A 10,272-nucleotide genomic window follows, 5' to 3' on the forward strand; every position below is an offset into this window, starting at 1 on the left:
CCTTAGTTCTTGCTCGAAGTTTCGGACTTGCCATCACCCAAACCGCTGCTGAGCGACTCGATACGGCCCTTCAGGTAGCTGACCATCGCGGGACGTCCCCACTTTTGTTCCAGCTCCAGCAGGTTGTTCAACGATTGACGGTTCATCGGATCCGCGCGGACGGCCGCTTTCGCGCCTTCCAAGACTTGCACCGAGGGTTTCTCGGCGACGATCGCGGTGGGCTTGTTCGCAACGGCCGCGAGTTGCGCTTTTTTGTCTTCGGGCGCGAGGCCCGACAGCAGCTCGATTTCGGATTTGATCAAGGGGCGAACTTCCGCCGCCGCCAGATCCAACGACTTCTCGAGCTGCGGAATCGCGTCCGCTTGGCCCCAGAATTCCGCGAGCTTCGCCTTCAGATCGTTCGCCTTGGTTTGGTGAGGTGCCGACTGCTGCGAAAGCGCCTGCATGTACTCGTTTTCTTCCTCGGGCGACAGGCCCTGGGGAAGCGGCAGTCCCATGATCTCTTGGTAGAAGCGCTCGTTCTCGTTCGCGAGCAACGTGAAGACCGCGACTTGCGAAGTCCAATCGCCGGCCGCGATGACTTGGTTCGCCAGCTTGTCGCCTTCGTTGAGCGTAGCGACGCGAGCTTTCAGGCCCGCCGCCATCTTTTTCATATTCGAAGCATCGATGCTTTGCGCGGCGATATTCTTTTTCAGAACCTCGTAGCGAGCCAAGAAATCTTGGCGCTGCAAAAGCGCACCCGATTTCGACTTCACCACCGCCGGGGTCGCGAGCGCCTTCTTCAAGATGCCGGCGTCACGCGTTTGTCCGAAGAGCTCCAGGTAGAGCTGTCCCAGAACCTCGGGGTTTTCCGCCAAGACCGCGCGCTGAACTTCGATCTCTTTCAAAGGAGTGCCCGACGACTTCACCAGCTGCGAAGCGATCGCCACGCGGCTCGCGGAATCCTTCGAGACTTTCAAATATTGAGTATAGAACGAACGCGCGTCTTTCGACGCCAGATCCGCGTACATCGCCAGCTTCAACAGTCGCTGGTCCGGGGGCAGATCGTTCGCTTTCATCTTCTGGGTCGCGGTCAAAGCACCGTCGAAATCCAGCACCAGTTCCGACAACCAAGCCTTACGCGACAGCGCGTACTGTTGGTCTTCGGCGTTCAAGTTCGGTTGCGCCAGAAGTTCATCCGAGATCAGACGCGCTTGGGGGTAGTGCCCGAGCTTCTCCGCCAGCACCAGCTTGTTCTTCAAGAGCAGAACGCGATCTTCCGCAGGAGCGTTGGCGAAGTTCTCTTTTTCCAACAAGGCCCAAGCGGCGGCCAGGTCTTTTTGCTCGGACAGCTTCGCCGATTGATTCAACAGTGCTTTGCGGGCGACCTGGCGTTTTTCGCCAGCGTGGGAAGGCATCGCCGACGCGAACTCTTCCGCCCAGCCGCGAATGCGGACGTCGTCTTTCAGGATCGCGAGGGCATCCAGCGACAAGTTCGCCGCTTGGTCGCGCAGCTTTTGGTCTTTCACGTTGTGATCGAGGGCGAACTCACGCAGCTGCGTGGCGCCGGTCTCGAGATCGCCGTTGTCGTAGTTCCACTTCGCCAGTTGGTAACGGACTTCGGTCAGGCGCTCTTTCTTCTTCGAGTGCTGAATATAGGTCTCGTACGCGGTCTTCAAGCGCAGCGCGTTTGCGGACGGCTGAGTCTCAGTGGGCGCCGCTTTTTCGGCCGTTGCCGCCGGTTTGGGGTCCGCCGCAACCGCCAGCTCGGCGGTCTCGATGGCCGCGATCAAAGCGGGTTCACTTTCCTCGACGCCCGAACGGCCCACGGCCATGTAGGTATTCAGCGCCAGGTTGTAGTCTTTGCGTTCACGCGCGACCTGCGCCAGGTACATGCGCATCGCCGTGTCTTCGGGGAAGGTCTGCGTGAAGGCTTGGTACGCCTTCACGAGCTGCTCCGAGGGATTTTTCTTTTCGACGCGGTTCCAGTCGACGAGCGTATTCTTCACGCGCGTGCGCAGCTCTTTACAGCCTTCGTCCACGCAGCCACCGAGGGTTTGCCACAGTTGCAGCGCGTTTTCGTAGGAGGTCAGCGCCTGATCGCCACCGCCACCCGCGATTTGCAGACCCGCGATGTGGATCAAGCTTTCCAAACGCTCACGGGGTTCGCTTTGCTTCGAATGAACGAATTGCCACAGTTGCAGCGCTTCGTTCGTCTGCCCCAAGCGCTCGGCTTCGCCCGCCAGGTACATCAGGTTCGCGACCTTGGTGGACGCGGGACTGACTTCGAACAATGTATTCAGATCGTCTTTTTGCACGCGGCGTTTCGCCATGAAAGTGGCGAGATCCCGCGAGACTTCCTCTTGGAATTGCTGATCCGCGCCCGCACCGGCGGTCGCCGAGCGACGCGACAGTTCGGGAGTGCGCAGGATCTTCACCAAAGCCTGGATCCCCGGCTCGATGCGGCCGGTGTTGAAATCCACCCAGGCCATCCGGTACGCGGCAAAGCCACGGCTCGGGGATTTTTCGTTATTGATCACCTCGCCGTAGTTTTTCGCGGCGGCGGGAAAGTTGCGTTGTTTAAAGAAAACTTCCGCCATCGACAGATGGGCGTCGGCTTTCTGCTCGGGCGTCGAAGGCAGCGCCAAGACCTGTTCGTAAGCTTTCAACGCGCCCGAAGAATCACTGCTCATCTCGTGCAAGTGACCCATCTGGATCCAGATGCGCGCCTGGGTTTCCTCAGGAGTGCCTTTGACCGCTTCGCGGTAGTATTTCAAAGCGAGGGCGCGGTCTTTTTCACCCGCGGCGAGATCTTCAACCGACAACTTGCGGGCGCGCTCGGCATGCAGATCCGCAAGGCGCAAAGTCACGCCGTTCTTCGCCTGATCCGTCGGCGCGAGCCGCAGGTAGACCATCGTGAACTTGTCGATAAGGGCGTTCTCTGATTGCGCGTACACCTGGGCCGAGCCCAAGAGAGCCGCCGTCAGAAGCATTCCATTGCGGAGCTGGCCCAGTTTCGGCCGAAATGTAAAATCCATTTTTCCCCCTCGAGAACAAAACTGAAACCCGGAACTCCGCCCGGGTTTCAAATCGTGATTACTGCTTCATTGCCGCAGCAAACTTCATGTCGGCGAATCCGGCCTGGCTGGCCGCGACGACGACCTGATTCAAGACTTCATATTTCACGCGGCGGTCGGCCTGAACGGTCAACGTGCCGGCGTATTCTTCGCCCGGATGCATTTCTTGCCAGCTCTTACGAAGCTCCAACAGACCGGCGGTCAAATCGCGACCTTCGATCAGCTTGTCTTCGAGATAGAGTTTTCCATCGTCGACTTTCACGACGGGGAAACGCTCGATGAGCGTGGTGTTCGCCGCTTTCGGCAGCTCGGTGCCCTTCGGGATGAAAAGGATTTCGCCGGTCGACGAAAAACTCATCAAAAGGAAGATCACGAGAATCGAAAATGCGTCGATCAGTGCGGTCAGCAGCAAGTCCCCCAAAGGGGCTTTCTTGGCGCGATGACCTTCCGGGTTCAGAAGCGACTGGGAACCGATCACGGAAGTGATCGCTTTTCCCTTCAATGTGCTCTGAGCTAACATTTAAATTCCCCCAAATAAAATTAGAGCGGAGAAACACCCAAGCTAACGACGCCGACGCCACGGAACTTGTCCATCAGGTCGATGATTTCTTCGTACACGGTTCCAGACACAGGCTGGATCAGTGCGGTCGTCAGTTGCGGGTCTGTGGTCCGCGCATCTTTCATCATGGCTTCGAACTTCGTCCAATCGGGACGACCTTCGACTCCGTCGAGTTTCACTTTGCCGTATTTTTTAGAGGCGCCCGAGTCGCGAATCTCAAGATTCAAGACCCCTTTGTCCGCCAGGCTGACCCAGATTGTGGGTTTCTTTTCAGCCTCGGCGACCGGCTGTCCACCGACCGCTTGCTTTGCGTCGACCGTGCCGACCTGAGTCCACACGGCCGTCATCAGAAGGAAGCAGATACAAGTCGACAACAAGTCGATGAAGGGGATCAGGTTCAACTCGAAATCGAGGTGCCTTTTCCGCCGTCCGCCACTCATAAATTGATCTCGCGACCTTCGTTGTTCTTACCGTTGGCGTTCATTTTCACCGAGTTACGGAGCGAAACGGGATCGAACGCGAAGCTCAGCCAGTTGAAAACTTTCAGCGCGTTTTGGTTCAGATCTTCAGCAAGGACCGTCGCGCGGTTCGACAAGATCGCGTAAGCGATCAGTGCGGGAATCGCGGTGATCAGACCGTAAGCTGTGGCGTTCATCGCTTCCGCGATACCGGCTGCGAGCAGCGCCGCTTTTTCAGCAGGGTTCGCGAACGAGACCGCCGCGAAGGACTTGATCATACCGGTGATGGTTCCGAGCAGACCGACGAGAGTGGCAACGTTACCCAGCATCGCGAGGAAGCCGATACGACGTTCCATACTCGCGTTGTGGTGAAGAAGGACCTCATCCATTTTGCCTTGGATCTCATCTTTGCCACCGAAGTTCGCCGCCGCTTGCGCACCCGCAACCGCCACCTGCGCGATCGGGTACTTTTCGCTCTCGGCGCGTGCTTTATTCAATACGACTTCGATTTCACCACGGCGGATCGGATCTTCAACCTGACGGATGAAATCCAGCTGATTGGCTTTGCGTTTAAAGAACAGCGCGTACACACGCTCGGCCATGATTGCCAGCGAAACGATCTGCACCAGCATGATCGCGTACATCCAGAAACCACCTTCATTGAAGGCATGCGCAATTTTTGCGAAAAACTCCATGGAACCCCCTCCTTGAGCCTTTATTCTAATTTTTAAATCACTGCTAAGACGTGGACAAAATGTAGAGCACCCGTTGACAACTGCTTGAAAACTGGTGCTACGCGAAAATCCAACTCGGCGACGTGCCTCATGTCCAATAGATTTTAGAAATTCCTTCAATCATTTTCAGGGAGTTAACTCGAATGCTGCTTAATTTTCGGGCGTATTCGGGCAAAATTCCCGCAAAAGAAACCTCATTCCGTAACTTTGCATTATTTAAGGTGAAGACAGTTTTCTGTTATTTCCCGTGAAAATGACGTGCGTGCTTCCTTCACGCGAGCTCCTGACAGGAGCTTCGCTTGACCCACCGCGCTTTCCGCAGGAGATCCGCGACAGTTCGTGCGCCAAATCGGCCAAGGAGAATTCATGAAAGCGTTGATTCTGACTCTTGTGACTTTGTCGTCGTCCCTCGTCTTCGCACAAATTCCGGCGGACGTGGAAAAGGTCGGCTTCATCGCTGGCGAAGTCGTGTCGGTCAGCCCCCTCTGCCCTCCGGGTGCCCGCTGCATCACCGATGGCACTTCACTGAAGATCCGCTTCACCATGGGCTGTTTGGATCAGTTCGGCGAATACGATTACCGCCGCACCGAAGACGGCATCGTCGTCGGCATGATCGGCATGACCAGCGCCAAATCAAAAGTGGTTCGTTGCGTGCGTGCGAACACGAAAGACGTGACCCTCACTTTGGTCAACGCCTTCCCGCCCTTCGAAGTTCAGTTCATGGGTCAGAACAATAGCGTACAAGTTTCCGGCTTCAATCGCGAATAATCTGGTACGGCGACAAGTCGCCGATGTCCTTCACGCCCCGGGCGGCCATGAAAAGCCGCTCGGCGCCCAGCGCGATGCCCGCCGACGGCGGCATTCCCGACTCCAAGGCTTCTAGAAATCCTTCGTCCAATTTCAGCTCCTGACGCCCGAGCGCGACTCGTTTGCGCAAGTCCTCTTCGCTGCGGCGACGCTGCTCGACCGGATCATTCAACTCAAAATAGGCATTCGCGATCTCGTAACCGCGCCAATACAGCTCGAAGCGATCGGCCCAGCCGCGCTCGTTCACACGCGCCAGCGCCGCCTGCGACGGCGGGTAGTCCACGACGAAGAGCGGCTGCGCGCTGGGCAAAAAGGGCTCGATGCGATCCACGAAGATCAGATAGAAAAGATCGTCCCACAACTCATAGTGGTCGGCCTGAAGGCCCAGCCGACGACACCAGGTTTTCAATTCGTCAGCCGAAGTTTGCGGCGTCAAATCGATTTCGAGTTGCGAGAAGAGCTCACGAATCGAAATCTCGGTGAACTGCAGATCGTTCAAACCGGTCACATGGCGCACCAGATCTCGGCAGTCGCTCTTGAGGTCATCAAGGTTCGCGAACGCGCGATACCACTCGAGCATCCAAAACTCGGGCCGGTGCTTTTCGGTGATTTCGCCGTTCCGGAAACAGGGGCGCAATTCAAAGATACGTTCGCCCCCCAAAGCGAGGGCCTTTTTCAAATGTAATTCCGGACTCGTCGGCAAATAGAAGTCCCGACGGCGCGCGGTCCCCGGCGCGAACTCCGTTTTAAAGACATCGAGGAAAACTTCGGTCCCCGGGCAATCGACCAGCGTGGGGGTCGCGATCTCTTCGAATCCACGTCCGCGAAAAAAGGCGCGCAGATCGGCGCGGTAATCACTGAACGCGCGCGTCGTCGCGGTCAACGCGTTCGCGAAGGTCGGCTCGCACAGTCGTGGCGCAAGAAGAGAGACGGCGGCCTTTTCCTCGGCGGGTGGCCGATACGCCACCCAATCCCCCGAACGAAGCGCACCCCAGAACGCGGCCACGACCACCGGCGCGCGGAGCGCTTGAATCTCGACCTCGTCGGGAAGGGGGAATTTTTCTTCCCCGTCGTACCGCTTCAGCACGAACTCGCGGCCCTGCCGTTCGAAGCGACCGAAACGCCAAGCGCCGCCCCTCGGGGCCGCGGGATAAGCTTGCCAAATGTCCTTCAGAAATTGCTCGCGATTCATGTGCTGGTGTCTGCTAACATGGGGGCCCTTGGCTTGACAATCCTCACGCCCAGACCCAAAGATCCTCCATGTCGCAAATTCCCTTCTCTGTCGCCACCGACTTCGAAGCCGATCTTCCCGAACTTTCCGCCATTCGCAGTGAACTCGCCGCCAGCCGCGATCATGTGCAGCTGCGGTTTCACCGTGAATTGCAGCAGACGCGGGCCATGCGCAACGACCGCTTGGAGGCCCCAAAGCTCAACCGCCAACAGGGCGTGATGGCCGAGGTCTTTAAAGACGGCGTGCTCAGCTATGCGGGCACGGCGGACGTCTCGCTGAACGGCGTGCGCCGCGCGATCGCCGAGGCCCGGGCGACGGCCGAACGACTGGCGCCCCACGCGCTGGTGCGATTTTCGAAGGATGTGCGACCGGCAACGAAAGGGCATTACGAATCCCCCGGACTCGCCTCGCTGAAATCGATGACCATCCAGCAGATCGACGATGTCCTCGCGGGCGCGAACCAAGCGTTGAAGGGCGGGGCCGAAATCAGCCAGCGCCACGCGCAGATCGAGCTCGTCGAATCCGAATCGTGGACCCTCTCGAACGCCGGTGACGACCGTCGCCAGCAGTTTGCTTTGTGGGTCGTCGATGCGTCCGCCACCGCTGAACGCGCCGGGGAATTTCAAACCCGGTCACTGAACGGTGCGCACTCGCATTGCCATCAGGGCGGCGCGGACACGCTGAACGTGGCGTCGCTCACCACCGGCTGCGAACGCGCGGCCCAAGAGGCCGTGGAACTTCTGTCCGCCGAGAACTGCCCCGAAGGCGACTTCGACCTGATCCTGGCTCCGGATCAAATGCTTTTGCAAATTCACGAGTCCATCGGACATCCGCTGGAGCTCGACCGCATTCTGGGCGACGAACGCAACTACGCGGGCTGGAGTTTCGTGAAGCTCGCGGACTTCGGTCATCTGCAGTACGGCTCGCCGCTGTTGAACGTCAGCTTCGATCCGACCCTACGTCATGAGTACGCGAGCTACGGCTTCGACGACTGCGGTGCCCCCGCCACGCGCGAACTCTTGATCGAAAAGGGCGTCTTGAAGCGCGGACTGGGAAGTTTGGAAAGCCAGGAGCGTGCGGGCGTTCCCGGCGTCGCGAACTTCCGCTCTGCCTCGTGGAATCGCGCGCCCATCGACCGCATGGCGAACCTGAATGTCGAACCCGGCGCGACGTCGCTGCAAGACATGATCGGCATGATCGACGACGGCTTGATGATGTCAGCGAACCGCTCGTGGTCCATCGACGACTACCGCGACAAATTTCAGTTCGGCTGCGAAATCGGCTGGCGCATCAAGGGCGGAAAAATCGTGGGCTTGGTGAAAAATCCGAACTACCGCGGTCGCACTTTAAATTTCTGGCGCTCGCTGAAGGCCGTCGGCAACCGCGAAAACTTCGAGGTTTACGGCAGTCCCTTCTGCGGCAAAGGCGAACCCAGCCAGATCATCCGCGTGGGTCACGCCTCGCCGTCATGTTTGTTCGAAAAGATGTCGTGTTTCGGAAGGGGAACGTGATGCGCGAAATTCAAAAGCACTTCCGCGACTATGCCGATCGCTTGTTCGCGGGTCTCGGCGTCGACGAAAATCTGATCTTGCAACTGAAGGGCGAGGACAGCCTGTTTTTGCGCTGGAACCGCGCGAAGGTGCGCCAAAGCACGCAGGTCCGCCAATTCGAAGTGAACTGGACTTATCAATGGGACGGACGCCAGCTCGAACTTTCCGAGCAGCTGACTCTCGATCTGGAGCAAGATGCGAAACGGGGTCTGGCGCAGCTCGCGCGCTTGAAAATGCAAGCCGCAGGCCTTGAGAAATCCCATCAGCTCGCCCCGCTTTCGCCGGCGGAAACCTCGGTGCGCGTCGGTGAACTGCCCGCGCGCGATCCCGCAAAAATCGCGCGACAAATTGAACAGGCGTCCCAAGATCTGGACCTGATCGGCTTTTGGTGTTCGGGGCCCATGGTTCGCGGGGTCGCGCATTCGAAGGGACTTTTTCTATTCGAGGCGCGCGACGCCTTCTTTTTCGACTACTCGATCTTCACCGTCAGCGACGCGGGCGAAAACAAAGCCGTGAAGGGCTTCTTCAGCGAAGCCCAGTGGGACGAGGACGGCTGGGCCACCCGTTGGGGTCAGCAGATCCTTCGGCAAAAGGAAGACCTCGCGCTACTGCGTCGCCCGAGCCGCAAGCTCGCGTCCGGAAAGTACCGCGTCTACCTCGCGCCGAGCGCGATGTCCTCGATGATGGAAACCATGAAAAGCGAGAGCTTCAGCTTCCTGGCCTACAAACACGGCCGCTCGCTGCTCAAAGACTTCGTGGATGGGATGCGCCGGTTCTCGCCCCGCTTCAGCGTGACCGAAGACTTCGAACTCGGCTTCGCGCCGCGCTTCAACCGCTTGGGTGAAATCGCGCCCGCGCAGATCCCGCTCATCAGCGAAGGTCATTACCGGAACTCGCTCGTGTCGGGAAAGACCGCGCGCGAATATGGCGTCGCCTCAAACGGCGGCGAAGACTCGGGTTGGGAAACCGAAGCGCCGCGCAGTTACCAGATCGCCGCGGGCGAACTGCCCAGCGACCAAGCACTGGCCGAGCTCGGCACCGGCGTCTGGATCAACGAAACTCACTACACAAACTTTAGTGATCTTAAGACCGCCCGGATCACGGGCATGACTCGCTACGCCTGTTTTTGGGTCGAGAACGGCCGCATCGTCGAGCCGATCCAGGACATGCGCTTCGACGTCAGTCTTTTTGACCTCTTCGGTGAAGATCTGGTGGCGCTGACGAAAGAGCGCAAAGATTTTCTAGACGTGGGGACCTACCACTTGCGTGTGTGGGCCGGCAGTCGTTTGCCCGGGGTTTTGGCGCAGAACTTCAACTTCACTCTGTAGCGTGAAAGCCGCACGGCGTGCGGCTCGAGTCGAAGCTCCAACCAGTCCCGTCAATTGGCTTTTGAACTAGTCACGCGAGCGTGAGTCTGGTATTCGGGGCCCATCTGCCGGAGGTTATCCATGGCTTACCACTTGAATCTCAACAAACTGATCAAAGACCTGCGTGGACCCAAGGGTCTCGCCGCGCTGACCGAAGAGGTCGGCAAAATGAAAAACGAAGTCGAGCGCCTCGCGAACAGCGTGCAGCCGACCGCGCAAAAACGCCTGAAAGAAATTCAGGTGCGTTTGAACGGCCTGAAATCCAACTGGGACAAACGCCAAGCGACCTTCAACAAAGAGGTCGAAAAGACCCTGACCCAACTGAAAAAGGCCGCCAAAGACGCGGAGTCGCGTCTCGAAGCCGCCGTGGGCCGCAAACCGGCGAAGAAAAAGGCCAAAAAAACCACCAAGAAGGCCGCCACTTCGAAGAAGAAGGCCACTCGCTCGGTGAAGAAAGCCTAGTCCAACCGACTTCCTTATCCAGAATCTCTGGCTCAGGACGCCATGAAG

At 58.3% G+C, this 10,272-nt stretch carries 9 protein-coding genes; 4 read left to right on the forward strand and 5 right to left on the reverse strand.

What is annotated here, in order from left to right; all coding sequences use genetic code 11:
- Positions 1-2: 2 nt before the first annotated feature.
- Genes KF767_12460 through KF767_12475 form a run of 4 tightly spaced genes read right to left on the reverse strand, consistent with a single transcriptional unit; the run spans position 3 to position 4,768 of the window.
- Positions 3-3,017, reverse strand: a complete 3,015-nt coding sequence (locus KF767_12460; protein ID MBX3018697.1) for a hypothetical protein — start codon at positions 3,015-3,017, stop codon at positions 3-5.
- A gap of 58 nt (positions 3,018-3,075) precedes the next feature.
- Positions 3,076-3,576: a biopolymer transporter ExbD gene (locus KF767_12465; protein ID MBX3018698.1), complete on the reverse strand. Its 501-nt coding sequence runs from the start codon at positions 3,574-3,576 to the stop codon at positions 3,076-3,078.
- A 20-nt stretch (positions 3,577-3,596) separates the two neighbouring features.
- Complete coding sequence (locus KF767_12470) at positions 3,597-4,055, reverse strand: biopolymer transporter ExbD (protein ID MBX3018699.1); 459 nt, start codon at positions 4,053-4,055, stop codon at positions 3,597-3,599.
- Positions 4,052-4,768 carry a MotA/TolQ/ExbB proton channel family protein gene (locus KF767_12475; protein MBX3018700.1) on the reverse strand — a complete coding sequence of 239 codons (717 nt, stop codon included), beginning with the start codon at positions 4,766-4,768 and terminating at the stop codon, positions 4,052-4,054. Before KF767_12475 ends, KF767_12470 begins: the two co-directional genes overlap by 4 nt.
- Before the next feature lie 405 nt (positions 4,769-5,173).
- Between KF767_12475 and KF767_12480 the strand changes: the two genes are divergently transcribed.
- Positions 5,174-5,575, forward strand: coding sequence for a hypothetical protein (locus KF767_12480; GenBank protein MBX3018701.1), 402 nt, complete (start codon positions 5,174-5,176; stop codon positions 5,573-5,575).
- On the opposite strand, the gene genX is transcribed toward KF767_12480, so the two are convergent.
- Positions 5,562-6,806 (reverse strand): EF-P lysine aminoacylase GenX, encoded by a 1,245-nt coding sequence (gene genX, locus KF767_12485; protein ID MBX3018702.1) that lies wholly within the window; start codon positions 6,804-6,806, stop codon positions 5,562-5,564. The genes KF767_12480 and genX overlap by 14 nt on opposite strands.
- Before the next feature lie 68 nt (positions 6,807-6,874).
- Here genX and KF767_12490 point away from each other — a divergent pair, with 68 nt between their 5' ends.
- The 3 genes from KF767_12490 to KF767_12500 all read left to right on the forward strand — a co-directional run bounded on the left by KF767_12490 (position 6,875) and on the right by KF767_12500 (position 10,224).
- Complete coding sequence (locus tag KF767_12490; GenBank protein MBX3018703.1) at positions 6,875-8,356, forward strand: TldD/PmbA family protein; 1,482 nt, start codon at positions 6,875-6,877, stop codon at positions 8,354-8,356.
- Positions 8,356-9,723 (forward strand): hypothetical protein, encoded by a 1,368-nt coding sequence (locus KF767_12495; GenBank protein MBX3018704.1) that lies wholly within the window; start codon positions 8,356-8,358, stop codon positions 9,721-9,723. Before KF767_12490 ends, KF767_12495 begins: the two co-directional genes overlap by 1 nt.
- Before the next feature lie 120 nt (positions 9,724-9,843).
- Positions 9,844-10,224, forward strand: a complete 381-nt coding sequence (locus KF767_12500) for a hypothetical protein (GenBank protein ID MBX3018705.1) — start codon at positions 9,844-9,846, stop codon at positions 10,222-10,224.
- Positions 10,225-10,272 lie beyond the last annotated feature (48 nt).

This window comes from Pseudobdellovibrionaceae bacterium (assembly GCA_019637875.1).
GTDB lineage: Bacteria > Bdellovibrionota > Bdellovibrionia > Bdellovibrionales > Bdellovibrionaceae > JAHBUW01.